Below are 25,913 nucleotides of genomic sequence, written 5' to 3'. Positions count from 1 at the left end.
CGTTACGGGTATTTAAAATTTTTCGTTGTGAGGCCGTCTGAAAAAAGGCGGCGGCCTGCGGGCTGTTTTTCAGGCAGCCTGTTTTCAGACGGCCTTTTTGCTTTCAGGTAGCCCGATTATTCCGGCAGCTAGCACCACTTGTGCTCTTTCATCGGTTTGCCGTGTTCGATGTAGTGGACGAATTCGTCGCGGTAGTGCTTCATGAAACCGCGCACGGGGAAAACGGCAGCATCGGCAAGAGCGCAGATGGTGCGGCCGGCCATGTTGTTACCGATGCTTTCTAAAAGTTCGAGGTCTTCCATGCGGCCTTGGCCGTTTACGATGCGGTGAACGATGCGGTAGAGCCAGCCGGTGCCTTCGCGGCAGGGAGTACATTGGCCGCAAGATTCTTCGAAGTAGAAGTAACTCAATCTTTCCAAGGCCTTAACCATGCACACGTCTTCATCCATCACGATAACCGCGCCGGAACCGAGCATGGAACCCGCTTTGGCGATGGCGTCGTAGTCCATGGTGAGGGTCATCATCATGTCGCCGGGAATCACGGGCGAAGACGAGCCGCCCGGAATAACGGCTTTCAGCTTTTTGCCGCCGCGCACACCGCCTGCCATGGACAGAAGGTCGGCAAAGGGCGTGCCGAGCGGCACTTCGTAGTTGCCGGGGCGTTCCACGTGGCCGGACACGGAAAAGAGTTTGGTGCCGCCTGCGTTGGGAATGCCTTTATCGGCAAAGGTTTGGCCGCCGTCGCGGATGATAAACGGGACGGAGGCAAAAGTTTCGGTGTTGTTGATGGTGGTGGGTTTGCCGAACAAACCGAACGAAGCCGGGAACGGGGGCTTGAAACGCGGTTGGCCTTTTTTGCCTTCGAGCGATTCGAGCAGCGCGGTTTCTTCACCGCAGATGTATGCGCCGTAGCCGTGGTGGGCAAAGAGTTCGAAATCGAAACCGCTGCCCAGGATATTTTTGCCGAGGAAGCCTGCTTCGCGCGCTTCGGCCAGGGCGGCCTCAAAGCGTTGGTAGCCTTCAAAGATTTCGCCGTGAATATAGTTGTAACCGGCACACGCGCCCATGGCATAGCCGCCGATAATCATGCCCTCAATCAGGGCATGCGGATTGAAACGGATGATGTCGCGGTCTTTAAAGGTGCCGGGCTCGCCTTCGTCGGTGTTACAGACGATGTATTTTTCACCGGGGAAGGAACGGGGCATGAAGCTCCATTTCAGGCCGGACGGGAAGCCTGCACCGCCGCGCCCGCGCAGGCCGGAAGTTTTGACTTCGGCAATCACGTCGTCTTGCGGCGTTTTTTCGGCCAAAATTTTACGCAGGGCGGTGTAGCCGCCGCGTTTGACGTATTCTTCCAGCGTCCAGCAATCGGGATTGGCGGTATCCACTTGTTCAAAAATCACGCCTGATTGGTAAATAGCCATTTTGGTGTGCCTATGTGTTTCGGTTTCTGCTGCGGCCTTGTCGGTTTCAGACGGCCTGTCAATATTGCGGTGTTTTTCAGGTAGCCTGTTAGGCCGTCTGAAAAGGGTTTTCTGTTTTCTTCCTGTTCGGTTTCGGGCGGCCTGCGTTGGTTTTTCAGACGGCCTTTACGGTTTCAGGTAGCCTCTAACCCAATTCGGCGAGTTTGGCTTCAATCGCTTCTTCGGTCATGAAGCTGCACATTTTGTGGTTGTTCAGCAGCATCACGGGGGCATCGCCGCATGCGCCCATGCACTCGCCTTCGACCAAAGTGAATTTGCCGTCGGGCGTGGTTTCGCCGTAGCCGATGCCGAGTTTTTTCTTTAGGTATTCGCCCGCATCCACACCGCCGCGCAGGGCGCAAGGGAGGTTGGTGCAGACGGTGAGTTTGTATTTGCCGACAGGCTTGAGGTCGTACATATTGTAGAAGGTGGCGACTTCATAGGCCTGCACGGGGGTGATGCCGATGTAGTCGGCGACAAATTCGATGGTTTCGGGGGCAAGCCAACCTTTTTCGGTTTGGGCGATACGCAGCGCGCCCATGATGGCGGAACGACGGCGATCGGCCGGGTATTTGGCCAATTCGGTATCGATTTGTTTCAAGGATTCTGCGGATAACATTAGCGGTCTACCTCTCCGAATACGATGTCTTGCGTGCCGATGATGGCAACGACGTCGGCGAGCATATGGCCTTTGGCCATTTCGTCCATGCCTTGCAGGTGGGCGAAGCCGGGGGCGCGGATTTTCAGGCGGTAGGGTTTGTTGGCGCCGTCTGAAATAATGTAAACGCCGAATTCGCCTTTGGGGTGTTCCACGGCGGTGTAGGTTTCGCCTTCGGGCACGTGCATGCCTTCGGTAAACAGTTTGAAGTGGTGGATAAGGTCTTCCATGCCGAACTTCATTTCGGTGCGTTTGGGCGGTGCGACTTTGTGGTCATCCACAATGACGGGGCCGGGATTAACACGCAACCAATCAACACACTGCTGAATGATGCGCACGGATTGACGCATTTCGTTGATACGGCAGAGGTAGCGGTCGTAGCAGTCGCCGTTCACGCCGACGGGGATGTCGAAATCCATTTGGTCGTAAACTTCGTAGGGCTGTTTTTTACGCACGTCCCATTCAATACCCGATCCGCGCAGCATCACGCCGGTGAAGCCTTTTTGCAGGGCGCGCTCGGGAGAAACCACGCCGATACCGACAGTACGCTGTTTCCAAATTCGGTTATCGGTAAGCAGGGTTTCGAGAGTGTCGATGCGGCCGGGGAAACGTTTGCAGAAGGCTTCAATGAAGTCGAGCATGGTGCCTTCGCGTGCTTCATTCAGCTCTTTCAATACTTTGGCATTGCGGAATTTGCTGGCTTCATATTTGGGCATGAAGTCGGGCAGGTCGCGGTATACGCCGCCGGGGCGATAGTAGGCGGCGTGCATGCGCGCACCTGAAACGGCTTCATACAAATCCATCAGCTCTTCGCGGTCGCGGAAGGCATAGAGGATGGCGGTCATCGCGCCGATATCGAGGGCGTGCGAGCCGATGCCCATCAGGTGATTCAGAATGCGAGTTACTTCCGCAAACATGGTGCGGATGTATTTGGCGCGGATAGGGATGTCGATGCCGAGCAGTTTTTCCACGGCCAAGCAGTAGGCCTGCTCGTTTACCATCATGGAAACGTAGTCGAGCCTATCCATATACGGCAGGGTTTGCAGGTAGGTTTTTGTTTCAGCAAGTTTTTCCGTGCCGCGGTGCAGCAGGCCGATGTGCGGGTCGGCGCGGACGATGGTTTCGCCTTCCAGCTCCAAAATCATGCGCAATACGCCGTGGGCGGCAGGATGCTGCGGGCCGAAGTTGATGGTGTAGTTTCTGAGTTTAGTGGCCACCGTAGTTCTCCTCGCGGACGACGCGCGGGGTAATTTCGCGCGGCTCGATGGTTACAGGCTGATAGATAACGCGTTTTTCGGTTTCGTCGTAACGCATTTCAACATAGCCGGAAATAGGGAAATCTTTGCGGAAGGGGTGGCCGACAAAGCCGTAGTCGGTAAGGATACGGCGCAGGTCGGGGTGGTTTTCGAAAACGATGCCGTACATATCGAAGGCTTCGCGTTCGTACCAGTCGGCACTGTTGTAAATATTGATAACGGATTGAACCAACGGGAAATCGTCGTTTTCCGCCCACACGCGCACGCGGATGCGCTGATTATTCTTCACAGATAACAGCTGGCTGACCACGGCAAAGCGTTTGCCCGGCCATGGTTCATTTTTATAAGTGCTGTAATCGACACCGCACAAATCCACCAAGAGCTCAAAGTGCATTTCTTCGTGGTCGCGCAGGGTTTGCATAATATCGAGATAGTGTTCAGGGCGGCATTCGACAGTTACTTCATCCAAAGCCAACAATACTTTATCCGCCTTGCCTTCCAAGATGCGCTGTGCCGCGCTGTATAAATCTTTCGGGTGCATGGTGCGCTCCTAGTTGCGGGCAATGGTGTAAGTGCGCTTGATTTTGCCCTGAAGCTGAATCAGGCCGTAAATCAAGGCTTCGGCAGTCGGCGGGCAGCCGGGCACATACACATCTACCGGCACCACACGGTCGCAACCGCGCACCACGGAATAGGAATAATGATAATAACCGCCGCCGTTGGCGCACGAACCCATCGACAACACCCAACGCGGCTCGGCCATCTGGTCGTACACGCGACGCAGGGCGGGTGCCATTTTATTGGTGAGGGTACCGGCCACAATCATCAAGTCGGATTGGCGTGGCGACGGACGGAAAATGATGCCGAAGCGGTCGAGGTCGTAACGCGCCATACCGGCATGCATCATTTCTACTGCGCAACAGGCCAAACCGAAGGTTACCGGCCACAGCGAGCCGGTACGCACATAGTTGAGCACGGTATCCGCGCTGGCGGTAATGAACCCTTTGTTCAGAATGCCTTCTACTCCCATTCCAGCGCTCCTTTTTTCCACTCGTATACAAAACCCACACCGAGTACGACGATGAAGACAAACATCGACCAGAAGCCAAACTGTCTCGACTGCGCCAGCAAATCTTTGAACACCACTGCCCACGGAATCATAAATGCCACTTCCAAATCAAACAGGATAAACAAAATCGCCACCAAGTAATAACGCACGTCAAACTTCATGCGCGCGTTTTCAAACGCCTCGAAGCCGCACTCGAACGGCTGGTCTTTTTCGGCATAGTGGCGTTTAGGCCCCAGAACAGTGCCCAGCAGAATAAACAGAATGCCCGCCAACAAGCCAACTATTAAGAATATTAAAACAGGAAGGTAATTTGCCAACATAGTGGTCGTACTCGAATCATTAGCAGATAACGAAATTTTACGGAGGCTATTTTAGCCAAGTCAGACTGTAATTTAAAGAGTGTATAGCCAAAATTCTAAGAAAAAGTTCAATAATTTCAATAGTTAAATGATAATCGTTATTGTTATTTACATTTGTATATTTGTTTGCCTGCAAGAAATTACTGCTTTTATTTGATTAAATACCTGATACTAATCGCTTCAGCCCTTGGCTTTAATTAGAAAGATTCCTCGAAAGCAACCCAAGAAAGAATAGCAGTTAAAGTAAACCATACTAATCAAAATTAACCCATCCCGACAAAATTAAAGCCGCCTATGTTTCAGGCGGCTTGCATCTTAACAGTATCAATCAACAAATGATTAATGGATATTACTCAAAATATTTGTTGTATTGTGTTCATTATCGTGCGGATCTTGCGGCACATTAGGTTCATGACGGCCATCATCCAACATATTATCCAAATCTTGCCCCGGTTCTGAAGCAGTATCACCGATGCTGATATTGGTTTTGTTTTCCAGAATAATAGCAGAGGCAAGATTTTGACTAACACGGTAAACCATTGCCAAACCGGCTTCTTCAGCAGGAATAGAAAGATACTTCACAACGCTTCTGCTTCCGTCTTTGCCTTTTTGCATATCCATTTTGACTTGGCGGCTACGTTTGTAAAGACTTAAAACCGTACCTTTTTCCAGACCATGCGCACTACCTTTATTTAAAGTGATGGTTTGGAATTGGCCTGCTTCGCTGATACCGTCAAAAATGGAAACCACTTTTGCATCAATATGCTGGCTAGGCGCATGCGGCATCATATTGAAGCTGTCTCCACCATCTTCCAACTTCAACAGATAATCGCCTTTACGAATTTCGGAAACCGCTTCTTCCACAACCATAGGTTGCGCAGTCTGAGTCGGCACTTTTAACATCGGATGCAGACGTGTGTAGTATTCATTATTCGGCAATGCTTCCGCATCTTCCCTGCTTCTGGCATCAAGCGCGCTGTTCGTGCCCGGCAAAGTAGCCACAATACCGCTAAACACTACTTCCTGACCCAAATATTTCTTCGTTTCCGGATCAGTGATGTCTTTTCTTGCCCTATAAACCAAATAACGGCCGGGTTCGGTAATTTCGTAAGCATAAACACGTTCACCTTTGGAATAAATCAACCGATTATCAGGACCTTCAACCAAACGCGGCGCATGTTGCGTCTGCATTTGGTCGATAACTTGCGGATGCTGCATAAACATCCGATAGAAGTTTACATTGACGGCCTGAATGCCATAGCCGGAACTGACTTCGCGCACACGCGGCGACAATTTTACCAATGGGATGTCACCACCGGCTCCACGCTCGACTGACAGGCGCGGATGACCGTTTACATAGCGCAAAACCAACACTTGTCCGGGATAAATACGGTCGGGATTGCGGATTTTGCTGCGGTTTGCGCCCCACAAACGACTCCACTGCCAAGGCCGATACAGATATTTGCCGGAAATACCCCACAACGTATCGCCTTGCTTAACCACATAACGCGTAGGCGCATCCGGCCGAACCTTCAGAGCGGCAGAAAACGCCGGGGCGGAAATAGCCAAACCGGCCGCACAAAGCAGGGTTATAATACGTTTTTGCATGACACTCCCCTTGAAATTGACTCACTCAGTCATCATTAAAAATTTACACACAACAATTCGGAACATTGCCCGTCTTGTCAATTTATCGCGATATTTTACTACTATTTACAGCAAACCTCATAGTATTAAAACCTGATTCGCATATTCCCCGCACAATCTTAGAGAGAAAGAAATGGCTTTACTGAATATTTTGCAATACCCCGATGATCGCCTGCACACGGTTGCCAAGCCTGTCGAAAAAATTGACGAACGAATTAAGACATTGATTACAGACATGTTTGAGACCATGTACGAAGCACGCGGCATTGGTCTGGCCGCCACACAGGTGGATGCGCACGAGCGCGTGGTCGTTATGGATTTGAGTGAAGAAAAAAACCAGCCCCGCGTATTTATCAACCCAGTGATTACCCACAAAAACGGCGAAACCACTTATGAAGAGGGCTGCCTGTCCGTACCGGGCATTTACGACACCGTTATCCGCGCGGAAACCGTTACGGTAGAAGCCCTTGATGAAAAAGGAGAAAAATTCACTCTGGAAGCGGACGGGCTATTGGCCATCTGCATCCAACACGAATTGGATCACCTGATGGGCATCGTTTTCGTCGAACATTTATCGCAACTGAAACAGGGGCGCATCAAAACCAAACTGAAAAAGCGGCAAAAACACAACATGTAGCCCTGCCGCAACCTTGAAGGCCGTCTGAAAAACGGTTCCCAATACCCCGCACCCTTCAAAACCCAATCTTTCAGGCGGCCTTTTACTGCCATCAGGAACAGGCCGTCTGAAAACGCCTCCGAAAGTATAACCATGAAAGTCATCTTCGCCGGTACGCCCGATTTTGCCGCCGCCGCCTTAAAAGCCATAGCCGCCGCCGGTTTTGAAATCCCGCTGGTATTGACCCAGCCCGACCGCCCTAAAGGGCGCGGGATGCAGCTTGTTCCGTCTCCCGTGAAGCAGGCCGCATTGGAATTGGGTTTGCGCGTGGCGCAACCTGAAAAACTGCGCAACAACGCCGAAGCCCTGAAAATGCTCAAAGAAGTCGAGGCCGACGTGATGGTCGTTGCCGCCTACGGACTGATTCTGCCGCAAGACGTGCTGGATACGCCGAAACACGGCTGCCTCAACATCCATGCCTCCCTGCTGCCCCGTTGGCGCGGTGCGGCGCCGATTCAGCGGGCGATTGAAGCGGGCGATGCCGAGACGGGCGTGTGCATCATGCAGATGGACATCGGTTTGGACACCGGCGATGTGGTCAGCGAACACCGTTACGCCATTCAACCGACCGATACGGCGAACGAAGTACACGACGCGCTGATGAATCTCGGTGCGGCGGCGATTGTTGCTGATTTGCAACAATTAAAAACAGAAGGCCGTCTGAAAAGCGTCAAACAGCCCGAAGAAGGCGTGACTTATGCACAAAAATTAAGCAAAGAAGAAGCGCGTATCGATTGGAACGAAAGCGCGGCAGTGATTGAACGCAAAATCCGTGCCTTCAATCCCGTCCCCGCTGCGTGGGTGGAATATCAGGGCAAGCCGATGAAAATCTGGCGGGCGGAAGTAGTCGCGCAACAAGGCAGGGCGGGCAAAGTGTTGTCCTGTTCTTCAGACGGCCTGATTGTCGCCTGCGGTGAGAACGCGCTGAAAATTATCGAATTACAGCCTTCGGGCAGCAAACGCATGAGCATACAGGCATTTGCTGCAGGCCGGACGATTGAAGTTGGAACGGTTTTGTAACTGAATCTATTATTCAAAGGGAAGAAAGAAACGTCATGAAAAAAATAGTTTTAATCGCTTGTGTCAGTAAGAAGTCAGATAAAAAACAAAAGACTGAATTACTCTATCAAAGTAGTCTGTTCAAAAAAGAATTGCAATACGCAAAAGAAGTAATCCGTGCAGATAAGATTTTTATTTTGTCGGCATTACATGGTTTATTAAATTTGAGTGATGAGATTGAACCTTATAATTTAACTTTGAATGATATGGCTGTTGCCAAAAGAAAGGCATGGGCAGAAGAGGTATTAAAATCTTTGCGAGAGAATGCGGATATTGAAAAAGATGAGTTTGTTTTCTTAGCAGGGGAAAGATATCGACAATTCCTTATACCATTTCTAAAAAATTACAGTATCCCAATGCAGGGTTTAAAAATTGGTATGCAGCTTCAGTGGCTGACTAAGGAATTGGTGAAGCAAAATGAGAAATAACTGTTTCATCTTGCATCAATATTTTAACTCATTAAAACGGTATAGCTTTAATGAGCTGGATACGATTAAGGAGTTAAACGGAATCTATATTTTGTTTGAGAAGGGGGAGAAATTTGCTGATATGGACAGAGTGGTTCTAGTTGGTACGCATAACAGACAAAATGGTCTAGTAAAGCGTTTAGCTGAACATATAAAGCACAATAAAGATCGAAGCATTTTACGTAAACATATAGGTCGGGCAATATTAAATCGAAATAACCAACAAGAACTACTAGAACAGTGGAACCTTGACTTAACGGCTCGTGAAAGTTACGAGTATTGGGATGATAAGTTGGATTATGTCGGATTAGACATAATCGAACAGGTGGTAAGTTATTATGTTCAGAAGAATCTTACGTTCGCTACCATCCCATTTGAAACAGCACAAGAGCGGTCATTATGGAAGAGCAGGATTATTGCAACGTTGGCAAAGGCAAACATATTAGTAAATGGGGCTGTGATGTCGTCTGAAGGCTGGCTAGGTAAATTTGCAACAAACGCTAATATTGTTAAACGTGGAATGTGGGTAGTACAAAATTTAGGCGGAAAAGAGTTAACTGATGAGGAAGTAGATGATTTAATCAAATAAATCATCTACTTCAGACGGCATTAAACAATCAAAATGCCGTCTGAAATTGAAAAAAACAATAGCAACAAGAAAGTATAAAAATATGAGTATGTCCCTCGCCCAAAAATTGGCCGCCGACAGCGTTGCCGCCGTTGCCAAAGGCCGCAACCTGCAAGACATATTGGCCGCCATCCGCGCAGCCCACCCCGAACTGACGGCACAGGAACTCGGCGCGCTGCAAGACATCGCCTACGGCTGCCAGCGTTATCTGGGCAGCTTGAAATATATGCTCGCGCAAATGCTGAAAAAACCGATTGGCAACCCGCAGCTCGAAAGCCTGCTTTTGGCCGCGCTCTACCAGCTCAACCACACGCGCAACGCGCCTCATGCGGTGGTCAACGAAGCGGTGGAAAACATCGCAAAAATCGGGCGCGGGCAGTACCGTTCGTTTGCCAACGCGATTTTGCGCCGCTTCCTGCGCGAAAAAGAACAATTGAACGTGCAATGCCGCCGCGACGACACCGCCAAATACAACTTTCCCGGCTGGTGGCTCGACTATATGCGCCAAGCCTACCCGAAACACTGGCACAACATCGTTACCGCCGCCAACGGCCACCCGCCTCTAACCCTGCGCATCAACCGCCGCCACGGCAATGCCGAAGGTTATTTGGAAAAACTGGCCGCCGAAGGCATCGCAGGCAAAGCTTTGGACGAATATGCCGTGATACTGGAAGAAGCCGTGCCGGTAAGCCGCCTGCCCGGCTTTTCAGACGGCCTCGTATCCGTACAAGACTTCGGCGCGCAGCAGGCTGCATATATTTTAAAACCGGCAGACGGCGAACGGATTCTGGACGCCTGTGCCGCACCGGGCGGCAAATCCGGCCACATCCTCGAACTGGCAAACTGCAGCCTGACCGCGCTGGACATAGACGAAGGCCGTCTGAAAAGAGTGGCGGACAACCTGTCGCGCTTAGGCTTTCAGACGGCCTCCCTGCACCGCGCCGACGCAGCCGATCTGTCTTCATGGTATGATGGCGACCCGTTTGACGCCGTCCTGGCCGACGTGCCGTGCACCGCCTCCGGCGTAACCAAACGCAACCCCGACATCAAATGGCTGCGCCGGCCTGCCGACGGCGGCAAAACCGCCCGCCAACAGGAAACCATACTCGACAACCTGTGGTCGGTACTGAAACCCGGCGGCAGGATGCTTCTGGCCACCTGTTCGTTGTTCCATGAAGAAAACGACGGCCAGCTGCAACGCTTCCTGCGCCGCCATCCCGATGCCGCCTGCACAGAATCGCTGACACTGTTACCCAAACATACCCAAGATGGCTTTTACTACGCACTCATCCGCAAACAGCCGTAAACCCGCATACGGCCGCATCGTCCGCGCCGCCCGTGCGGCGGCGGCCGTCCTACTGTTTGCCGTGATACTGCTGAGGCCGTCTGAAGCGGCGGCGGAAAACATTTCCATCACCCGCCAAACCGCAACCGTAACCGCAGACGGCCGCCTCGACATCAGCAGCCGTTTCCACACCGAACTGCCCGACCCGTTGAAGCAGGCGTTGAAACAGGGCGTGCCGCTCTACTTTACCCTGAACTACCAACTGTCCGCCCCCACCATGGCCGCCTACAAATTCAAACTCGGCCAACTCGTCGGTAGCGACAACAGCGTTACCTACAAGCTCTCCTTCCACCCGCTGACCAACCGCTACCGCATCACCGTCGGCACTTTCTCCACCGAATACGGCAGCCTCGAAACCGCCCTTCGCGGCATCGGCGCCATCGCCAACTGGCGCGTCCTGCCCAAAGGCACGCTGGACGACACCGACTGGCGCGAAATCAAAGCCGAAGTCCGCCTCAGCCTCAGTACCAACCAACTGCCCAAACCCTTCCAAATCAACGCCCTGACGGCGAAAAACTGGCAACTCGACTCCGGCTGGAAACCGCTGGCGGTCAGCAAAGGTTAAACCATGCGCCGCCGATACTCCTACCTGATATTCCTCGTCGTACTCGCTGCCGCACTGGTTTACAGCCTCACTCTCGCCACCAACAGCGGCAGCCCGTTGTCCGAATATTTCTGGTGGCTGATTGCCGCAGGCGGCCTGATTGTCACCATCCTGCTCGCCATGCTGCTCCGCTACGGCTGGCTGCTACTGCGGCACAACCGCCACAACATGCTAGGCTCTCGCCTCACCCGCCGCCTGGCCCTGATGTTCACCCTGATTGCCGTCCTGCCCGGATTGTTCCTGTTCGGCGTCTCCGCGCAATTCATCTCGTACAGCATCAATTCCTGGTTCGGCAACGACACCGCGCAAGCACTCGAAAGCAGCCTGACGCTGAGCAAATCGGCACTCGACAACACCCTCGACAACACCATCGAGCAGACCGCCGCCTTACAAGTCGAAATCATCAGCCGCACCTCCATGGGTGGCACGGCGGCAGAAGCCCTGCGCCTCAGCGGCGAAACCGCCCGATTCAGCCAAGTCGGCCTCTACAACCCTGCCGACGGCACGACCGAACTCATCAGCAACCCGGCCGCCCTTCCCCCGCCACCCGCCGAAAAAGAAGTGGCGGAAGAACTGCAACGGCACGGCTCATCCCGCAGCGTCACCAACATCAACGGCAAACTGTACGCCCAAGGCTGGCTGGCTCTGCCCGCGGCGCAAGAAAAAGGGAAAGCCCTGTTTTTCAGACGGCCTATTCCCGACAACGTCGCTCGGGATGCCGAACTGATTGAAAACGCGCGCAGCAAATACGCCGAACTCACCTACGCCAAACAAGGCCTGCAAACCTTCTTCCTGATTACCCTGCTGGCCGCCGCCCTACTCTCCATCATGCTCGCGCTGGTCATCGCCCTCTACTTTGCCCGCCGCTTCATCGAACCCATCCTCTCGCTTGCCGAAGGCGCGAAAGCCGTCGCACAAGGCGATTTTTCCCAGCCCCGACCGGTTTACCGCAACGACGAACTCGGCCAACTGACCCGCCTGTTCAACCACATGACCGAGCAACTGGCCATCGCCCGCGAAGCCGAAGAACTCAACCGCATCCGGCAGGAAGCGGCACGCCACTATCTCGAAACCGTATTGGAAAGCCTGACCGCCGGCGTAATCACGCTCGACGAAACAGGCCGTCTGAAAACCCTCAACCGCAGCGCGGAAAACATCCTCGGCCTGCCGCTGTCCGAACTGTCGGGCAGCAACTGGCACGACTGGCCGCAAAGCGTGCCGCAATACCTCCTGTTAACCGAACTGTTCCAAACCATCCTCGCCACCGAACACACCGGCAAACCCGTTCAGACGGCCTACACGGGCGGCGACGAAGCACGCATCCTGCTGGCCAAGGCCACTCCCCTTCCGGCCGACAACGGCGGCGGTACGGTGCTCGTTTTCGACGACATCACACTACTCGTGCGGGCACAAAAAGAAGCCGCATGGGGAGAAGTGGCGAAACGGCTGGCACACGAAATCCGCAACCCGCTCACCCCCATCCAACTCTCCGCAGAACGGCTGGCTTGGAAATTGCAAGACAAACTGGGCGAACAGGACGCGCAAATACTGGCCCGCTCCACCGACACCATCATCAAACAAGTGGCGGCCATGAAAGAAATGGTGGAAGCCTTCCGCAACTACGCCCGCGCGCCCTCGCTGAAGCTCGAAAAACAAGACCTCAACAAAATTATCGAAGAAGTTTTGCTGCTATACGAAGCCGGTGCGTGTACATTTGACGCCGTTTTCAGTAATATACCCGCCGTCATGTATGCCGATGCCACCGCCATGCGGCAAGTGCTGCACAACATCTTCAAAAATGCGGTCGAAGCCGCCGAAGAAGCGGCTCAGCCGCAAGTACACATCCACACCGCCAACGCAGACGGCCAAATCACCCTCACCGTCGCCAACAACGGCAAAAGTTTCGGCAAAAACATGCTGGCGAACGCTTTCGAGCCCTATGTAACCGACAAACCCACCGGCACCGGCCTCGGCCTGCCCGTAGTGAAGAAAATTGTAGAAGAACACGGCGGCCGCATCACTCTGAGCAATCCAGCAGAAGGCGGCGCCTGCGTTAAAATCACATTACCCGCATTGGTAGAAGAGCACTATGAGAAGTAACGACATCCTAATCGTAGACGACGAAATCGGTATCCGCGACCTGCTGTCTGACATCCTGCAAGACGAAGGTTACACCGTCAGCCTGGCGGAAAACGCCGAAGAAGCACGCCAACTGCGCAACCAAACCCGTCCGGCCATGGTACTGCTCGACATCTGGATGCCCGACTGCGACGGCATCACCCTGCTTAAAGAATGGGCGAAAAACGGCCAGCTGACCATGCCCGTCGTCATGATGAGCGGCCATGCCAGCATAGACACCGCCGTCGAAGCGACCAAAATCGGCGCCATGGATTTCCTCGAAAAGCCAATCGCACTGAAAAAACTGCTGAGCGCCGTAGAACGCGCTTTGGAATACAGCGAACAACAGGCTGCGTCCGGGCTGTCGCTAGACAAACTGGGCAACAGCCCCGCCATTCAAGAGCTCAATCTCCGCATCGAAGCCGCCGTCAAACAAAACGACCCCATCCTGCTCAGCGGCGAAGCCGGATCGCCGTTCGAACTCGTTGCCCGCTATTTCCATAAAAACAATACCCCTTGGGTCGAACCGGCCAAAACCGAATACATCGTCGATATGCCGATGGAACTGCTGCAAAAAGCCGCCGGCGGCATCCTCTTCCTCGGCGACATCTCGCAATACAGCAAAAACATCCAGCAAGGCATCCACTTCCTGCTCGGCAAAGCCGAAAAACAGAATGTTCGGATTATCTGCGCCTGCAGCAGCCCCTCGGACGAATGGCTGCAAAATCCGGCCTACGACCCCAAACTGTTTGCCCTGCTCTCCTGCCTCAAGCTCCAGATTCCGCCGCTGCGCGAACAGGCCGGCGACATTGCCTTCCTGATTAACCGTATCGCCACCGAACTGTCGGAAACCCAGAAAATCCCCGTCGCCCGTTTCAGCGATGGCGCGCTGGAACTCCTGACCGGATACGACTGGCCGGGCAACTTCGACCAGCTGCACAATGTCGTCAAAACCCTGGCACTGTCGGCAGGCGAGAAGGAGATCGATGAAGCCGCCGTCGCAAACGAACTCGGCCTGAACAAACCCGAAAAAAAACCGGAAATCAACGTCGGCGGCGGTTTCGATTTCAGCCTGCCCCTGCGCGAACTGCGGGAAGAGCTGGAGCGCCGCTATTTCGAATACCACATCTCTCAGGAAGGTCAAAACATGAGCCGCGTGGCACAAAAAGTCGGCTTGGAACGCACCCACCTGTACCGCAAACTGAAACAACTCGGCATCCAGTTCTCCCGTCGGCAGAATAAAACCGAAGAAACCGATAAGGACGCATAATCCGCATCAGGTAACCGAAGAGGCCGTCTGAAACTTTTCAGACGGCCTCTTTCTTCCCTACAAAATACCGCGGATTAAACAGGGTCATAATTCATAAACAAAAACGGTCGACCCCCGTTTGCTGTTCCGGTATTCCCGCTGCCGCTCGAGAGGCAAATCTTCGGGAGAGACAGTCTGAAACCCCCTTTCGGCAAACCAATCACCGGTTTGCGTGGAAAGGGCAAACAGCCGTTTGCAGCCCAACCGTCTGGCTTTATCCAACGAATGCTCCAACAGCAACTCGCCGTAGCCGCCGTCTTGGGCTTCCGACGACACGGCCAAACAGGCCAGCTCGCTGCAATCGGGCGCGTCGGCAAAAGTCTTCACAGCAACGCAGCCGTAAATCCGGCGGTCATGCTCCAGTACGGAAAAATCGCCAATATGGGTTTCCAAATAGCGGAGGCTGCGGCGCAACAAAATGCCCGCCTCTTCCAGCGGCCGAATCATGGTAACGATATCCGCGATATCGCCGCCTTCGGCCGGACGGATACACATAAACGGATTTTGCGCGATAGAAGTGCCCGTACCGTTGCGGGTAAACAATTCGCCAATCAGGGCACCGTCGTTCAGACCGGACAGAATTTGGCAGCGGCCGACACCTTTGCCGACGGCGTTCAGGGCGGCATCAAGCAAATCGTGCTGACGATGACAGATGCGGCCGCTTTTCAGACGGCCTTCCGCTTCTTCGGCGGAAAGATTCGGTAACAGGCGGCCGTTTTCGTCCAAAATGCCGTCCTGCCCAATCAGGAACAACAACTTGTCCGCTTTCAGGGCGACGGCGGCGGTTTCGGCAATTTCCGCCATGCTGAGATTGAACAGTTTGCCGCTCGCGGAGGCGGCCAGCGGATTCAGTAAAACCACCGCGCCCTCATCCAGGCTGCGGCTGACGGATTCGGCATCGATTTTCCGCACCCGGCCGGTATAGCCCATGTCGATGCCGTCGATGATGCCGATGGGACGGGCCGACAAAAAATTGCCGGCGGCAATCTTCAATCTGCCGCCGCGCCGGGGCGAATGCGCAGGACCCAGCGACAAAGCCGCCTCGATATCGAAACGCAGTTTGCCGCAGGCTTGTTTGGCAAAATCCAAAACGGTTTCGTCGGTAATCCGCCGTCCTTGATGATATTGCGGTGAAATACCGGCAGCCGAGGACAATTCGTTGATTTGGCTGCGGCTGCCGTAAACCAACACCAGCCTGACCCCCAGCCCGGCAACCAGAGCGAGGTCGGAGGCAACGCTGCGGAAGCGTTCGGGCTGCAGCAAGCCGCTGGCGATACCGACCACCAGCGTTTTGCCGCGCAAATAATCTATATAAGGCGCGGCTTCGCGGAAATTGCGGATAAAAACGGAAAGGGCGGCGGCATCCATATGTTTGTTTATATTGCAATCAGCGGTTTAAAGCGATATAGAACAGTTGCAGAATCAGGACGGTCAGCATTCCCAGCGCCGCTACCATCCAATGATTGTTTTCACGGCTTTTAACCGGTGCGGCAGCCTGAACCTGCACCGGAGTTTGCGGCAGCGGCACCTTCCGGGCGGCATAATGGCCTTTGTCTTCCAATTCGGGCGGCAAGCCGCCGTTCTGTCCGGAATGTTCGAGCAGATAGTCGGCCTGCTCTTTGCTGAACGAGTTCCGCCCGCGCACGTAGGTTCCCAAACGGCGTACCAGTTCGATGTCGCTGATACCGTCGGGCATCCAGTCGATAGAGGCCACATCGGCTCGGGCAACGAAATCTTTGGCTTTAAACAATCCCTGGCAGTCGGCACATTTGACAAAGCCTTGTGCGACGTTCAACTGACTCTCTTTAACTTTCAAATAGGTTTTGCAGTGCGGGCAGGAGCAAATCGGCATAATGTGTTTCTTTATATTTTTTTCTGCGGGTGGCGCGGCCGTCTGAAAAAGGCTTCAGACGGCCGCGCAGGATAAAATCAGGCAACGCCGTAGCGTTCGCGGTAAACACGCACGGGTTCGAGGAAACCGCCGAACTCGGCGTTGTTTTGCAGCAGAGTGAACAAGTCGTTCAAATTGGCGATGGCGACGACGGGCAGGCCGTATTGTTTTTCCACTTCCTGAACGGCGGACAATTCGCCCGTGCCTTTTTCCATGCGGTCGAGCGCGATGGCGACGGCGGCGGGCGTCGCGCCTTCGGCTTCAATCAGCCTGACCGATTCGCGCACGGATGTGCCGGCGGAAATCACGTCATCGATAATCAACACGCGGCCTTTGAGCGGCGCACCGACCAACACGCCGCCTTCGCCGTGGTCTTTCGCTTCTTTGCGGTTGTAGGCAAACGGCACGTTCACGCCTTTTTCCGCCAGCATCATGGCAGTGGCGGCAGCTAAGATGATGCCTTTGTAGGCAGGGCCGAACAGCATGTCGAATTTGATGCCGCTCTCGATGATGGCTTGTGCGTAGAATTTGGCCAGTTGCAGCGTGGAAGCGCCGTCGTTGAACAATCCAGCGTTGAAAAAATACGGCGACTGCCGGCCGGCCTTGGTGGTGAATTCGCCGAATTTCAATACGTTCTGCTTTAGGGCGAAGGTCAGGAATTCTTGACGGAAATCGGACATTGTCGTGCTTTCGGTTGCCAAATTTAAAGCGAGGATTATAAAGGATGATGGCTGTAATGGGCAGGCCGTCTGAAAGGTTTTGCACTTTTCAGACGGCCTTTTTTTGAAAAAACGAACACAATTTTGATTTATCGGCATTTGAACAACTTGCGATTATTCGCCGATTCAAACCGATTAAGGCGATTCATATAATTTAATCAATACCTTGCCATTAGATTGTTGGAATGTAGCCATGGAGCAATTGTCCGTCTCATTCCAACAAGCAGAAACAGAAACCTTATTCTCCCCCTTCCATTCAACCCCATACAGTATTTCGTCCTTCCGTCCTTCTCGGGCAAGGTAGCCCCTAAAATCACTATCCTTCTTAGGTAAGCCGTACTTTAAAAACGGTTTCCAAAGCTCTACTCTCGCACCTAAGGCATAGAATGCCTGTGATAGTGAACCTGAATAAACACAATGCTGTTCATACCCCATTTCCAAATCAACACGCTTTTTGCAAACCAAGTCTGAAGGTTTCGCCAAAGCAATAAAAGGTATGCAAAGCATAGGGATGAAAAGTAGTTTGGCTTTCATGATCTTTCATTTCCTTTAATAAAAATTGCGACTATGCCGCAAAGACAAAACAAAGCATAAAATAATTCATATAGTTAACGGTATTCTATACGAGGAGGAATCCAGCGAAAACCTTCCCCTTCCATACAGGCATTTATTAGGCGGCTTTCTTGCACAGAATTGACTTTATTCATACCTACATCATATGTACATTTGGCAAAACGGGTTTGCGTATCTTTTTTCGAAATTCCTTCCTGATGCCAATGACCAGGTATGTGGACGGCGGTAAGGCCTGAACAACCTGAAAGCGTGAGTAAGGTCAAAATAGATATAAATAATGTATTTTTCATCTGTTATCCTTATTAAATGGTTTAGATCTGGATTAATTTAAGAAACTACCGTTGCTTGTATTTAAAACAATCCCAACATTTCTGAATAATGCCCGTATCCGATATTTTTCAGGTAGCTGCTTGCCGATTCCGGTAATAAATTTGCAAAGGAATACAGTGCGGGATAATATCTTTGCCGAATACTGCCTATCAATACCGATTATCAGATTTAAATGCCGATTATCGGGATATTTATTCAAAATAATTTACCTTTTGCCCATGAGGAGGCATTTCGAATGTCCGTAAATAACAAAATCCGTGCTTTGCGTGAGTTAAACAACTGGTCTCAAGAAGACATGGCGGAGCGGCTGAATATGTCAAAAAGCAGTTATTCTCGTTTAGAACGGGATGAAAGCAGGCTTGATTTGGCAAAACTGGAAAAATTGGCAGCAGTGTTTAAAATCGATATCGGGGAATTGGTGGCCTCGGACGGAAAGGGCTTAATTTGTCTGATCGGTGAAAACAGTGGGCAGAATTCAAATTATTACGGAGCGAACGAAGGGATTGCCGCCGAGGTGGAGAAGTTGAAATTAAGCCTGGAACACAGCCGCGAACTGCTGGCCCACAAGGATTTACTGCTGGTGCAGAAGGATCAGGAAATTTCCGCTTTAAGGCAATTGGTCGCACAGCTGCAGAAATAAAGCGGGATTGTGCCGAAGGCCGTCTGAAACCGTTGTTTCGGTTTTTCAGACGGCCTCTCTTATTTGCGGCTGCGGCATCGGTTACAATGCCGCCTTTCTTATTTACCAAACCTTACAAAATATGCTGAAAATCATCTCTGCCAACGTCAACGGCATCCGCTCCGCCTACAAAAAAGGATTCTACGAATACATCGCCGCATCGGGCGCGGACATTGTCTGCGTGCAGGAACTCAAAGCGCAGGAAGTCGATTTGTCCGACGAAATGAAGAATCCGCACGGGATGCACGGTTATTGGCATTGCGCCGAAAAACGCGGTTACAGCGGCGTAGCGGTGTACAGCAAACGCGCGCCTGACAATGTGCAAATCGGCATGGGCATTGAAGAATTCGACCGCGAAGGGCGGTTTGTGCGCTGCGATTTCGGCAAGCTGTCGGTGATTTCGCTTTATCTGCCCAGCGGCACCAGCGCGCCGGAGCGGCAGGAATTGAAATACCGTTTTTTAGACGCGTTCTATCCCATGCTTGAAGCCATGAAGGCGGAAGGGCGCGACATTGTTGTCTGCGGAGACTGGAACATTGCCCACCAAAACATCGACCTGAAAAATTGGAAAGGCAACCAGAAAAATTCGGGCTTCCTGCCCGAAGAGCGCGAATGGATAGGCAAAGTCATCCATACGCTCGGCTGGACGGATATGTGGCGCACGCTCTATCCCGACAACCCCGGCTACACTTGGTGGAGCAACCGCGGACAGGCGTATGCGAAAGATGTCGGGTGGCGCATCGACTATCAGATGGTTACGCCCGAACTCGCCGCCAAAGCGGTGTCCGCACATGTTTATAAAGACGAAAAATTTTCCGATCATGCCCCTTTGGTCGTGGAGTACGATTATGTCATCTGAAACCAAAAAACGCCTCCGCAAACAAGGCACCAACCAAGCCTCCGAGCCGTCTGAAAAACGGCCGCTGATTGCGTTCACGCCTGCCTTTAAATACGGCGTGTTGTGGATGTCGGCCGCCTTTTTCCTGCCCATGCTGTTATGGACGCTGTTTACCCTGGCCACGCTGAGCGGCCGTATCCCCGTGATGCGCCCGAACCCGGGCTGGGCAATCGCCTGGCTGCTGCTCGCCCTGCCCTGCCTGCTGACTGCCGCCAAATACTTCCGCTGGCAGGGCGCGAACAAATGGGGCTGGATTGCCTCCGCCCTGTTCGGCTATGCCGTGCTATCCGTACCCGCCGCGCTGCTGATTCATTTCCAAATCGCCGAATGGCTGGGTGTGAAACTGTGAGGCCGTCTGAAAACGGCGATACCGTCGGGCAGCAGGGATAACGGAAGAAAAGGCTTGTACCACCTGTACTATTTCCCTTCAGACCGCCGGCCGGAGCCACAGTTGGGCTACCCTTCCCCATTCACACCGTACGACCGTTATTTCTACGATTTCGACCGCCGCGAATATGTGTTTTATCCCGATTGAAATCCTTTTAGAAGCCGTCTGAAAAAACCATCTGTTGTTCGCCAAGGAACCTGATATGAAGTTTAATGAATACTATCGTTACGATGCCGTCGGTTTGGCAGAGCTGATCCGCAAAAAAGAAATCTCCGCCGATGAAGTGTTGCAGGCTGCTTTAAACCGCTTGGACGAAGTCAATCCCAAGCTCAATCTGTTGGCGCACGATTTGCGCGAACGCGCGGCGGCGTGGCAGGGGTCGTCTGAAAATGCCGATACGCCGCTGGCGGGCGTGCCGTTTTTGCTCAAAGACCTGCTGGCAGATTGGGAAGGCGCGCCGACATGGTCGGGTTCGCGTATGATGCAGCATTACATTGCCAAGCAAAACAGCGATTTGACCCAAGCCTATCTCGATGCGGGGCTGCGCGTGTTCGGCAAAACCACCACGCCCGAATGGGGCGCATATCCCGTTACCGAAACCGAAATCTACGGCATCACGCGCAATCCGTGGCATTTGGATTACACCGCAGGCGGCAGCAGCGGAGGCGCGGCGGCGGCAGTGGCTTCGGGCGTCGTACCCGCAGCGCACGGCAGCGACGGTGGCGGCTCTATCCGCTTACCCGCGCACAACTGCGGCGTGTTCGGGCTGAAACCCACGCGCGGTCGCAGCAGTTACGCGCCGAACGCATCGGAAGCATGGCAAGGATTGGTATGCGACCATGTGCTGACCCGCAGCGTGCGCGACAGCGCGGTTTTACTGGACATTGCCGCCCAAACCCAAGAGCGCGCTCTGTATGCCTGCCCTCCGCCGCCCGAAAACGGTTTTGCAGACAGCCTGAAACAAGAAACAGGTCGTCTGAAAATCGCTTTTTGGAAGCAGACATGGTTTGGCGGCGGCAACGACGAAGGCACGGAAGCCGCGTTTGCCCATAGTTTGAAACTGATGCAAGACGCGGGACACGAATTGGAAGAAGCCACCCCAAATTTTGCGCCGCCCGAACAATTAAACCGAGCCGCCCGCATCATCGTCATGGGCGAAACGGCAAAACTGTTCTACCAATATCAATACGAAACCGGACAAAAACTGCCGCACCGCCTGCTTGAGCCGACAACGTGGGCAATGATTGTGCAGGGACGGCAAATCAGTGCGGGCGAAATGGCATGGGCGCGCGACGTGATGCTGGCGCAGGAACGTGCCGCCAAAGCATTTTTCACACGCTACGACGTGCTGATGACGCCCGTCTGCCCGCGCACCACGCCGAAAATCGGCGAGATGATGCCGCCGCCCGCCGCACAAAAAGCCATGCGCCTGCTGTTCGGCACGCTGCGTTTGGGTTTTCTGTTGAAAAACAACCCGTTTTTGGAAAAAGAAGCCGCCACGACGCTGCAATACGTCGGCTATACGTCGCCGCTGAACATGAGCGGCAACCCCGCCATGAGTGTGCCGCTTTACCGGCATAACGGGCTGCCCGTCGGTACCCAGTTCGCCGCCGCACACGGACGTGAAGACACGCTGCTTAGCCTCGCCGCGCAGTTGGAACAGATACAGCCGTGGGCGGACCGCCTTCCTCCCGTATAATCCCCATTTTTCAGACGGCCTCCACACCATGCAGGAAATCAACGAACTCATCCAAACCGAAACACCCGCCATCGTCGACGAAACACTCGACTTCATGCTCTACGAATGCAGCCTGGACGAAGCTCCTGCGGCGGAAGACGTTGCCCGCTGGCGCGACATCCTGCGCGCACGCGGCGGCAAATTCCTGCGCCTGGCCGACCTCTGCCAAACCTGGCTGGACGGAGAAGGCGCATGAAGCTGCCGTGCAACAAATACACCCTGTTTGCCGCCGCCTGGTTTGTCCTTTTATGGGTCGCCCTGTTGCGCGAAAGCGGCGGACACACGCCGCCGCCTTTTCCGAATTTCGACAAAGCCGCCCACTGCGCGGCCTTCTTCGCCCAATTCTGGCTCGCCGCGCGTGCCTGGCTGGAAGACGGCCGCCGTCCGCCCTATCTGCCGTTGGCCGCCGCCGCGCTGCTTTTGGCTGCCGCCACGGAAGCGGCGCAGGCAGGGTTTACCGCCCACCGCAGCGGCGACCTGCTCGACGCATTGGCCGACCTTGCCGGTACCGCCCTCGCCCTGCTGCTGGCGCGGCAGGTTTACCGCAACCGGCGCGGTATATAAAACAGGCCGTCTGAAAAGGCAAAACGGCGGCCTCAACCGTTTAATCCTACGCCAATTCGTCCAATTCCGACTGCAAAATCAGTCCGTAATCCGCGCTCAATACATATTTCCCGTCTTCCAAATCCTGTGCGTACCGCGCAAAAAAACCGTATAAGGAATCGGCTTCCTTGCTACGGATCGGGTCGTCGTGCCACATTTGGATAATCTGTCCGGCAGTGCCGTTTCCGGTCGGATCCAAATCAATCATTTTGCCGTTGCCGCCGCCGTCGGCTGTGAGCGGAATCCATTTCGGATTCCACCATAAATCCGGTTTGATGCCCGCATCCTCCGGCTCGCAACCGAACGGCGTGCCGTCATCCTCTGCAAACAAACCTTCTTCATACAACTGTTTCCAAATCCGGTACTCTTCGATAATCCGCCTGACCGACAACCATTCTTCGCCCGCCAGTACGACCTCTTGGCCGGCTTCGCCGTCGGCAATGCGGTACAGTTCTTTAAAGTCTTCCGGCAACGCATAACCCAGCTCTTTTTCCAATTCGGCGAAGTCTGCTTCGCCCGCACCTTTGTTCAACGAAAAATCCGCTTCGTGTCTGACTGACGCTTCGGGATACTGTCGTTTCAGCCTTTCCAGCTGCGCATTGATTCTGTCGATTAACTGTTTCATCCTGTTTCCTTTCCTGTTTTGGTTAAATGACAACAAACGGATAACCTGCTTATCCGCGATGCAAAATATGTTTTCAGACGGCCTTTCCGCTTTGCCTGCCGCTCAATCCGCCAACACACCCAAATCGTACAGTGCGTGCCAAATGCCGTCTTCGCCGACCGGCGGGCAGATATGGTCGGCAACGGCTTTCAATGCGGGATGCGCGTTGCCCATCGCCACGCCGAAGCCGACCGCGTGCAGCATTTCCATATCGTTCAAACCGTCGCCGAAAGCCATGGCGTCGTTCATGGTCAAACCGAGTTTGTCCAGAGCCGCGCCTATGCCCCGTGCTTTGGAACCGTTTCGCGCCAAAATGTCCATACCGTATCGGTGCCAACGCGTCGTCCGCAGCGAAGGCGGCAGGCCGTTTTCGACTTCCGCCGCTTCGTCTTCGCCATAAAAGGCCAGCATTTGGTAAACGGGCGTGTCCGGCGGCAGGCTGCCTGTTTGATAGGGAATGGACAGTGAGGACAGGGCTTCGTGCAGATGTCCGCTTGTGCCGGGTATGCCGATGCCGCTATCCGATACCAGCGCGTAGGCAGTGTTGCAGCGGCTAAGGTGCGCAACTGCCGCGTCGATGTCGGCCTGCGGGATGGGGAAGGCCGCCAACGGGCGGCGGCGGTATTCGACGTATTGGCCGTTGATGGCCACCAGCATTTCGATGCCGGTTTCGTCCATCAGGCGGCGGATGTCTGCGGGCAGGATGACGGGCGAACGGCCGGTGGCGATGGCGGTAACGATGCCCTGCCGTTTCAGTTTGCGCAGTGCTTCGCGCGTGCTGTCGGGCACGGTGCCGCTTTCTTTCGGCCTCAGGGTGTCGTCGATGTCGAAGAAGATGATTTTGGGCTGGGATGCGGGTTTCATGTGTTTTGGTTTTACTCGGTGGCAGGAAGGCCGTCTGAAAAGGTTGGAAACGGCTTTCAGACGGCCTTTTCAATATGGATGCCTGATTGTAGCCGAAGCCGTATTTTGCAAGCGGCAGGATGTTGCGGCAAGACAGCCCTTCGTTTTCAGACGGCCTTCGAGCTGCTACGGCAGGATTTCGATTTCGGCCTGCGGTTTGACCAATGCGTAAAGTTCGTCGATTTCGCCGTCGGTTACGGCAATGCAGCCGTGCGTCCAGTCGCGGTGCAGATGTTGTGCGCCGATTGAACCCATACCGTTCCTCATGCCGTGGATTTTGATGTCGCCGCCCGCACTTTTGCCCTGCGCGGCGGCATAGGCGCGGTCAGCATCGTTGGGATAGGAAACGCCGAGGTTTTTATGATAGCCGCTGTTGGGATTGCGGTCGTTGATGGTGTAGCGGCCTTCCGGGGTTTTGCCGTCGCCTTCGAATTGTTTGTGTCCGACGGGATTGAAACCCAGGGCGACGGGATAGGTTTTCAGCAGCCTGCCTTGTGCGTCGTAGGCATCCATTTCGCGGTCGGCTTTGCGGACGACGAGTTTGGTGATTTCACTGTCGGCCGACAGGGCGGGCTGCTGCAAAAGGCTTTTCTGACGTGCGCTCAATCCTGCGGTATTGCCTATGCTAAGGCTTTCGGGCGTGCCGCTTTCGTGTTTGAAAAATACATATGCGCCGCCGATTAGCAGGAATATAACGCCGCCAAACAAAACGGCGGCTGTTTTTTTCTTCATCATCTTTCCTTAATGTTTACAAGGGCGGCACACGGGGCTGTGCTTTAGGTTTCCGGTTGTTTTTAAAAACCTGCCTGTCAAATCGGAACATGGGCGGCGGGATAAGGTTGTTCCGGCGGCAGCAGGATTTGTGCTTCGTCCAGTCTGTTTTGTTCTACCAATTCGCGTATCTGCCGCGCCAGCGGGGTGATTTCGGTAATGTCCTGTATCCAGTCGTTCACATAATAGTCCACAGCTTCGCCGCTCAAACCGATTTGTATGCTGCGGTATGGCAGGGCTTTCAGTTGCAAATCGCGCTCGGGGTCCCATTGGATGCGGACGGGGCTTTGTGCTTTGAGCCTTTGCCAGTCGTCTTTGCCCATACCGGCCGGCGGATGACTCAGGCAGGCATGACGCAATGCCCATTCGAAGCCTTCGCGGCTGATGTCTATGGCGAGTATGCGTTTTTGCCCTTCGTCTTTCAGCCCCCAGCCCGCGCGATACATCATCCATAAAAAAGACGGTTTTATCCAGGTCATGCGTTCCATTTTAAAGGGCGGGGAAACGAATGTGCCGTGCGCCAAGGCGGCATCGGCTATGGGGTCGCTATATGCCTGATAAACGCGTATGGTGTGTTCGCCGTATACGGCGCGGATGGTGTTTTGATTCATCAAAATTTCCTTAACGGTTGAAACCCCGCCCTTTGGGGCGGTAGGATTTGGGTTTGTTTGGGAGGTGCGTAACCCCTTCCAGTAGGGCAACACACAGGGCTGCGCCTTATGTGCGGCCCTGTGTGTTGAAACATCGAAAAATTCTTTTTTGTGTTTATTGTCCTAAGGCTCCGACTATCAGTATGAAGATGTTGTTGAGCAGCCAAACGGTCACGCCGGCCGAAAGTATGATACCGAAGATGATCAGCAACCCCGTTTTCGTGGGGATACGGCTGTTTGCATCGGGTAGCGCGGACATCGGCGGGGCGTACTGTTTCCATAGTTTTCCGCCCAATATCCAAAACAGAGCAATGCCGCCCAAAACGGCGGTAATGACTAGGGAGAGTATGAGGTTTTTCAGGCTATACTCGCCTGTATATGTCCAAATAAGCAATGTGTGGCATGTGCTTGCCGTGAAACTGTACAGGAGCTTTTTCATCTGCATCCC

Annotated in this window: 32 protein-coding genes; 15 read left to right on the top strand and 17 right to left on the bottom strand. The window is 53.6% G+C overall.

Annotation, left to right across the window (positions count from 1 at the left end; all coding sequences use genetic code 11):
• Window positions 1–128 precede the first annotated feature (128 nt).
• The 7 genes from nuoF to HMPREF3107_RS03420 all read right to left on the bottom strand — a co-directional run bounded on the left by nuoF (window position 129) and on the right by HMPREF3107_RS03420 (window position 6,413).
• Window positions 129–1,424 (bottom strand): NADH-quinone oxidoreductase subunit NuoF, encoded by a 1,296-nt coding sequence (gene nuoF / locus HMPREF3107_RS03450; protein ID WP_070453489.1) that lies wholly within the window; start codon window positions 1,422–1,424, stop codon window positions 129–131.
• A 184-nt stretch (window positions 1,425–1,608) separates the two neighbouring features.
• Entirely contained in the window at window positions 1,609–2,082 is a 474-nt protein-coding gene (gene nuoE / locus HMPREF3107_RS03445; RefSeq protein WP_070453486.1) for an NADH-quinone oxidoreductase subunit NuoE, read from the bottom strand.
• Window positions 2,082–3,338, bottom strand: a complete 1,257-nt coding sequence (gene nuoD, locus HMPREF3107_RS03440; RefSeq protein WP_070453483.1) for an NADH dehydrogenase (quinone) subunit D — start codon at window positions 3,336–3,338, stop codon at window positions 2,082–2,084. Before nuoD ends, nuoE begins: the two co-directional genes overlap by 1 nt.
• Window positions 3,328–3,918: an NADH-quinone oxidoreductase subunit C gene (locus tag HMPREF3107_RS03435; RefSeq protein ID WP_023886682.1), complete on the bottom strand. Its 591-nt coding sequence runs from the start codon at window positions 3,916–3,918 to the stop codon at window positions 3,328–3,330. The genes nuoD and HMPREF3107_RS03435 overlap by 11 nt, the downstream gene beginning before the upstream one ends.
• Before the next feature lie 9 nt (window positions 3,919–3,927).
• A complete protein-coding gene (locus tag HMPREF3107_RS03430) occupies window positions 3,928–4,407 on the bottom strand; it encodes a NuoB/complex I 20 kDa subunit family protein (protein ID WP_003771161.1) in 480 nt (159 codons plus the stop codon).
• Window positions 4,398–4,766, bottom strand: a complete 369-nt coding sequence (gene ndhC, locus HMPREF3107_RS03425) for an NADH-quinone oxidoreductase subunit A (RefSeq protein ID WP_070453480.1) — start codon at window positions 4,764–4,766, stop codon at window positions 4,398–4,400. The genes HMPREF3107_RS03430 and ndhC overlap by 10 nt, the downstream gene beginning before the upstream one ends.
• A 378-nt stretch (window positions 4,767–5,144) precedes the next feature.
• Complete coding sequence (locus HMPREF3107_RS03420) at window positions 5,145–6,413, bottom strand: LysM peptidoglycan-binding domain-containing protein (protein ID WP_070453477.1); 1,269 nt, start codon at window positions 6,411–6,413, stop codon at window positions 5,145–5,147.
• A 172-nt stretch (window positions 6,414–6,585) separates the two neighbouring features.
• Between HMPREF3107_RS03420 and def the strand changes: the two genes are divergently transcribed.
• The 8 genes from def to HMPREF3107_RS03380 all read left to right on the top strand — a co-directional run bounded on the left by def (window position 6,586) and on the right by HMPREF3107_RS03380 (window position 14,619).
• Window positions 6,586–7,089, top strand: coding sequence for a peptide deformylase (gene def / locus HMPREF3107_RS03415; RefSeq protein WP_070453474.1), 504 nt, complete (start codon window positions 6,586–6,588; stop codon window positions 7,087–7,089).
• A 132-nt stretch (window positions 7,090–7,221) separates the two neighbouring features.
• On the top strand, window positions 7,222–8,148 hold the full coding sequence (gene fmt / locus HMPREF3107_RS03410; protein ID WP_070453471.1) for a methionyl-tRNA formyltransferase: 927 nt from the start codon (window positions 7,222–7,224) through the stop codon (window positions 8,146–8,148).
• Window positions 8,149–8,183: 35 nt separating this feature from the next.
• Window positions 8,184–8,615: a peroxide stress protein YaaA gene (locus tag HMPREF3107_RS03405; RefSeq protein ID WP_070453468.1), complete on the top strand. Its 432-nt coding sequence runs from the start codon at window positions 8,184–8,186 to the stop codon at window positions 8,613–8,615.
• On the top strand, window positions 8,605–9,243 hold the full coding sequence (locus tag HMPREF3107_RS03400) for a GIY-YIG domain-containing protein (protein ID WP_070453465.1): 639 nt from the start codon (window positions 8,605–8,607) through the stop codon (window positions 9,241–9,243). Before HMPREF3107_RS03405 ends, HMPREF3107_RS03400 begins: the two co-directional genes overlap by 11 nt.
• A gap of 82 nt (window positions 9,244–9,325) precedes the next feature.
• On the top strand, window positions 9,326–10,588 hold the full coding sequence (rsmB, locus tag HMPREF3107_RS03395; RefSeq protein ID WP_070453461.1) for a 16S rRNA (cytosine(967)-C(5))-methyltransferase RsmB: 1,263 nt from the start codon (window positions 9,326–9,328) through the stop codon (window positions 10,586–10,588).
• Window positions 10,551–11,192, top strand: a complete 642-nt coding sequence (locus tag HMPREF3107_RS03390) for a DUF4390 domain-containing protein (protein ID WP_082155898.1) — start codon at window positions 10,551–10,553, stop codon at window positions 11,190–11,192. The genes rsmB and HMPREF3107_RS03390 overlap by 38 nt, the downstream gene beginning before the upstream one ends.
• Window positions 11,193–11,195: 3 nt before the next feature.
• Window positions 11,196–13,331, top strand: coding sequence for a sensor histidine kinase (locus HMPREF3107_RS03385; RefSeq protein ID WP_070453457.1), 2,136 nt, complete (start codon window positions 11,196–11,198; stop codon window positions 13,329–13,331).
• On the top strand, window positions 13,321–14,619 hold the full coding sequence (locus tag HMPREF3107_RS03380) for a sigma-54-dependent transcriptional regulator (protein WP_070453454.1): 1,299 nt from the start codon (window positions 13,321–13,323) through the stop codon (window positions 14,617–14,619). Before HMPREF3107_RS03385 ends, HMPREF3107_RS03380 begins: the two co-directional genes overlap by 11 nt.
• A gap of 84 nt (window positions 14,620–14,703) precedes the next feature.
• Here HMPREF3107_RS03380 and argA read toward each other — a convergent pair whose 3' ends face one another.
• The 5 genes from argA to HMPREF3107_RS11780 form a co-directional block, all read right to left on the bottom strand.
• Window positions 14,704–16,026, bottom strand: a complete 1,323-nt coding sequence (gene argA, locus HMPREF3107_RS03375; protein ID WP_070453451.1) for an amino-acid N-acetyltransferase — start codon at window positions 16,024–16,026, stop codon at window positions 14,704–14,706.
• 19 nt (window positions 16,027–16,045) lie between these two features.
• The gene (locus tag HMPREF3107_RS03370; protein WP_070453448.1) at window positions 16,046–16,510 is read right to left on the bottom strand and encodes a zinc-ribbon domain-containing protein; all 465 of its coding nucleotides are present in this window, start codon (window positions 16,508–16,510) and stop codon (window positions 16,046–16,048) included.
• 77 nt (window positions 16,511–16,587) lie between these two features.
• Window positions 16,588–17,229, bottom strand: a complete 642-nt coding sequence (gene pyrE, locus HMPREF3107_RS03365; RefSeq protein ID WP_070453444.1) for an orotate phosphoribosyltransferase — start codon at window positions 17,227–17,229, stop codon at window positions 16,588–16,590.
• 174 nt (window positions 17,230–17,403) lie between these two features.
• Complete coding sequence (locus HMPREF3107_RS03360) at window positions 17,404–17,802, bottom strand: hypothetical protein (protein ID WP_049251389.1); 399 nt, start codon at window positions 17,800–17,802, stop codon at window positions 17,404–17,406.
• Between the two features lie 74 nt (window positions 17,803–17,876).
• Window positions 17,877–18,131, bottom strand: a complete 255-nt coding sequence (locus HMPREF3107_RS11780) for a hypothetical protein (protein ID WP_141742820.1) — start codon at window positions 18,129–18,131, stop codon at window positions 17,877–17,879.
• Between the two features lie 275 nt (window positions 18,132–18,406).
• On the opposite strand from HMPREF3107_RS11780, the gene HMPREF3107_RS03355 reads away from it, so the two are divergent.
• The 7 genes from HMPREF3107_RS03355 (at window position 18,407) to HMPREF3107_RS03330 (ending at window position 22,438) form a co-directional block, all read left to right on the top strand.
• Window positions 18,407–18,811 carry a helix-turn-helix domain-containing protein gene (locus HMPREF3107_RS03355; protein WP_049248188.1) on the top strand — a complete coding sequence of 135 codons (405 nt, stop codon included), beginning with the start codon at window positions 18,407–18,409 and terminating at the stop codon, window positions 18,809–18,811.
• A 121-nt stretch (window positions 18,812–18,932) separates the two neighbouring features.
• Window positions 18,933–19,709 carry an exodeoxyribonuclease III gene (locus HMPREF3107_RS03350; RefSeq protein ID WP_070453633.1) on the top strand — a complete coding sequence of 259 codons (777 nt, stop codon included), beginning with the start codon at window positions 18,933–18,935 and terminating at the stop codon, window positions 19,707–19,709.
• Entirely contained in the window at window positions 19,699–20,097 is a 399-nt protein-coding gene (locus HMPREF3107_RS03345) for a hypothetical protein (RefSeq protein WP_070453441.1), read from the top strand. Before HMPREF3107_RS03350 ends, HMPREF3107_RS03345 begins: the two co-directional genes overlap by 11 nt.
• Before the next feature lie 54 nt (window positions 20,098–20,151).
• Window positions 20,152–20,283, top strand: coding sequence for a hypothetical protein (locus tag HMPREF3107_RS12685; RefSeq protein WP_256364789.1), 132 nt, complete (start codon window positions 20,152–20,154; stop codon window positions 20,281–20,283).
• A gap of 55 nt (window positions 20,284–20,338) precedes the next feature.
• Window positions 20,339–21,835, top strand: coding sequence for an amidase (locus HMPREF3107_RS03340; RefSeq protein WP_070453438.1), 1,497 nt, complete (start codon window positions 20,339–20,341; stop codon window positions 21,833–21,835).
• 28 nt (window positions 21,836–21,863) lie between these two features.
• On the top strand, window positions 21,864–22,070 hold the full coding sequence (locus HMPREF3107_RS03335; RefSeq protein ID WP_070453435.1) for a dioxygenase: 207 nt from the start codon (window positions 21,864–21,866) through the stop codon (window positions 22,068–22,070).
• Entirely contained in the window at window positions 22,067–22,438 is a 372-nt protein-coding gene (locus HMPREF3107_RS03330) for a VanZ family protein (RefSeq protein WP_070453432.1), read from the top strand. Before HMPREF3107_RS03335 ends, HMPREF3107_RS03330 begins: the two co-directional genes overlap by 4 nt.
• A 46-nt stretch (window positions 22,439–22,484) precedes the next feature.
• On the opposite strand, the gene HMPREF3107_RS03325 is transcribed toward HMPREF3107_RS03330, so the two are convergent.
• From HMPREF3107_RS03325 to HMPREF3107_RS03305, 5 genes are all read right to left on the bottom strand, one after another.
• On the bottom strand, window positions 22,485–23,102 hold the full coding sequence (locus HMPREF3107_RS03325; RefSeq protein ID WP_070453429.1) for an SMI1/KNR4 family protein: 618 nt from the start codon (window positions 23,100–23,102) through the stop codon (window positions 22,485–22,487).
• Between the two features lie 102 nt (window positions 23,103–23,204).
• Entirely contained in the window at window positions 23,205–24,005 is an 801-nt protein-coding gene (locus tag HMPREF3107_RS03320) for a Cof-type HAD-IIB family hydrolase (protein ID WP_070453426.1), read from the bottom strand.
• A gap of 165 nt (window positions 24,006–24,170) precedes the next feature.
• The gene (locus HMPREF3107_RS03315; RefSeq protein ID WP_070453423.1) at window positions 24,171–24,776 is read right to left on the bottom strand and encodes a L,D-transpeptidase family protein; all 606 of its coding nucleotides are present in this window, start codon (window positions 24,774–24,776) and stop codon (window positions 24,171–24,173) included.
• A gap of 77 nt (window positions 24,777–24,853) precedes the next feature.
• Window positions 24,854–25,426 (bottom strand): DUF4291 domain-containing protein, encoded by a 573-nt coding sequence (locus tag HMPREF3107_RS03310; RefSeq protein WP_083284607.1) that lies wholly within the window; start codon window positions 25,424–25,426, stop codon window positions 24,854–24,856.
• A 154-nt stretch (window positions 25,427–25,580) separates the two neighbouring features.
• A complete protein-coding gene (locus tag HMPREF3107_RS03305) occupies window positions 25,581–25,904 on the bottom strand; it encodes a hypothetical protein (RefSeq protein WP_070453420.1) in 324 nt (107 codons plus the stop codon).
• Between the last annotated feature and the right edge of the window lie 9 nt (window positions 25,905–25,913).

This window comes from Neisseria sp. HMSC31F04 (assembly GCF_001807735.1).
GTDB lineage: Bacteria > Pseudomonadota > Gammaproteobacteria > Burkholderiales > Neisseriaceae > Neisseria > Neisseria elongata.
The sequence above is the reverse complement of the archived record's forward strand: the minus strand, read 5'-3'. Positions and strand labels throughout refer to the sequence as shown.

Bases quoted from the DNA above. Each gene is read 5' to 3' on its own strand.
- nuoF (WP_070453489.1), bottom strand. From the start codon at position 1,424: ATGGCTATTTACCAATCAGGCGTGATTTTTGAACAAGTGGATACCGCC.
- nuoE (WP_070453486.1), bottom strand. From the start codon at position 2,082: ATGTTATCCGCAGAATCCTTGAAACAAATCGATACCGAATTGGCCAAA.
- HMPREF3107_RS03435 (WP_023886682.1), bottom strand. From the start codon at position 3,918: ATGCACCCGAAAGATTTATACAGCGCGGCACAGCGCATCTTGGAAGGC.
- HMPREF3107_RS03430 (WP_003771161.1), bottom strand. From the start codon at position 4,407: ATGGGAGTAGAAGGCATTCTGAACAAAGGGTTCATTACCGCCAGCGCG.
- ndhC (WP_070453480.1), bottom strand. From the start codon at position 4,766: ATGTTGGCAAATTACCTTCCTGTTTTAATATTCTTAATAGTTGGCTTG.
- HMPREF3107_RS03420 (WP_070453477.1), bottom strand. From the start codon at position 6,413: ATGCAAAAACGTATTATAACCCTGCTTTGTGCGGCCGGTTTGGCTATT.
- def (WP_070453474.1), top strand. From the start codon at position 6,586: ATGGCTTTACTGAATATTTTGCAATACCCCGATGATCGCCTGCACACG.
- fmt (WP_070453471.1), top strand. From the start codon at position 7,222: ATGAAAGTCATCTTCGCCGGTACGCCCGATTTTGCCGCCGCCGCCTTA.
- HMPREF3107_RS03405 (WP_070453468.1), top strand. From the start codon at position 8,184: ATGAAAAAAATAGTTTTAATCGCTTGTGTCAGTAAGAAGTCAGATAAA.
- HMPREF3107_RS03400 (WP_070453465.1), top strand. From the start codon at position 8,605: ATGAGAAATAACTGTTTCATCTTGCATCAATATTTTAACTCATTAAAA.
- rsmB (WP_070453461.1), top strand. From the start codon at position 9,326: ATGAGTATGTCCCTCGCCCAAAAATTGGCCGCCGACAGCGTTGCCGCC.
- HMPREF3107_RS03390 (WP_082155898.1), top strand. From the start codon at position 10,551: ATGGCTTTTACTACGCACTCATCCGCAAACAGCCGTAAACCCGCATAC.
- HMPREF3107_RS03385 (WP_070453457.1), top strand. From the start codon at position 11,196: ATGCGCCGCCGATACTCCTACCTGATATTCCTCGTCGTACTCGCTGCC.
- HMPREF3107_RS03380 (WP_070453454.1), top strand. From the start codon at position 13,321: ATGAGAAGTAACGACATCCTAATCGTAGACGACGAAATCGGTATCCGC.
- argA (WP_070453451.1), bottom strand. From the start codon at position 16,026: ATGGATGCCGCCGCCCTTTCCGTTTTTATCCGCAATTTCCGCGAAGCC.
- HMPREF3107_RS03370 (WP_070453448.1), bottom strand. From the start codon at position 16,510: ATGCCGATTTGCTCCTGCCCGCACTGCAAAACCTATTTGAAAGTTAAA.
- pyrE (WP_070453444.1), bottom strand. From the start codon at position 17,229: ATGTCCGATTTCCGTCAAGAATTCCTGACCTTCGCCCTAAAGCAGAAC.
- HMPREF3107_RS03360 (WP_049251389.1), bottom strand. From the start codon at position 17,802: ATGAAAGCCAAACTACTTTTCATCCCTATGCTTTGCATACCTTTTATT.
- HMPREF3107_RS11780 (WP_141742820.1), bottom strand. From the start codon at position 18,131: ATGAAAAATACATTATTTATATCTATTTTGACCTTACTCACGCTTTCA.
- HMPREF3107_RS03355 (WP_049248188.1), top strand. From the start codon at position 18,407: ATGTCCGTAAATAACAAAATCCGTGCTTTGCGTGAGTTAAACAACTGG.
- HMPREF3107_RS03350 (WP_070453633.1), top strand. From the start codon at position 18,933: ATGCTGAAAATCATCTCTGCCAACGTCAACGGCATCCGCTCCGCCTAC.
- HMPREF3107_RS03345 (WP_070453441.1), top strand. From the start codon at position 19,699: ATGTCATCTGAAACCAAAAAACGCCTCCGCAAACAAGGCACCAACCAA.
- HMPREF3107_RS03340 (WP_070453438.1), top strand. From the start codon at position 20,339: ATGAAGTTTAATGAATACTATCGTTACGATGCCGTCGGTTTGGCAGAG.
- HMPREF3107_RS03335 (WP_070453435.1), top strand. From the start codon at position 21,864: ATGCAGGAAATCAACGAACTCATCCAAACCGAAACACCCGCCATCGTC.
- HMPREF3107_RS03330 (WP_070453432.1), top strand. From the start codon at position 22,067: ATGAAGCTGCCGTGCAACAAATACACCCTGTTTGCCGCCGCCTGGTTT.
- HMPREF3107_RS03325 (WP_070453429.1), bottom strand. From the start codon at position 23,102: ATGAAACAGTTAATCGACAGAATCAATGCGCAGCTGGAAAGGCTGAAA.
- HMPREF3107_RS03320 (WP_070453426.1), bottom strand. From the start codon at position 24,005: ATGAAACCCGCATCCCAGCCCAAAATCATCTTCTTCGACATCGACGAC.
- HMPREF3107_RS03315 (WP_070453423.1), bottom strand. From the start codon at position 24,776: ATGAAGAAAAAAACAGCCGCCGTTTTGTTTGGCGGCGTTATATTCCTG.
- HMPREF3107_RS03310 (WP_083284607.1), bottom strand. From the start codon at position 25,426: ATGAATCAAAACACCATCCGCGCCGTATACGGCGAACACACCATACGC.
- HMPREF3107_RS03305 (WP_070453420.1), bottom strand. From the start codon at position 25,904: ATGAAAAAGCTCCTGTACAGTTTCACGGCAAGCACATGCCACACATTG.